At 43.2% G+C, this 241-nt stretch carries 1 protein-coding gene; it reads right to left on the bottom strand.

Going from position 1 to position 241, the window contains the following annotated elements; genetic code table 11:
* On the bottom strand, positions 1-227 hold a 227-nt coding region (locus LKK83_RS05490), incomplete at its 3' end, for a group II intron maturase-specific domain-containing protein (protein WP_442957284.1).
* Between the last annotated feature and the right edge of the window lie 14 nt (positions 228-241).

Below are 241 nucleotides of genomic sequence, written 5' to 3'. Positions count from 1 at the left end.
CGCTTGATAGGAGTTTCTGCGTGTGTTAGCAGTCTTAACCCATCTTGCGCTTGAAACGTCCAGTTTCCATTGGCTCCTTTATGGTAATACTTTCTGAGCTTACCGATGGACGCTTTCCCACATCTTGATACTGTCCATGCCCTTAAAGCTACCCAAACCATATGGTCGAGTTTGGAGTAAATTTCCTTGGATACTACTGTGCTGTAATAGTTACTCCATCCTTTTATGACTGGATTTAGGT

This window comes from Phormidium sp. CCY1219 (assembly GCF_035615515.1).
Lineage (GTDB): Bacteria > Cyanobacteriota > Cyanobacteriia > Cyanobacteriales > Laspinemataceae > CCY1219.
Note: the sequence above shows the minus strand (reverse complement) of the source record. Positions and strands in the feature narration are given on the sequence as shown.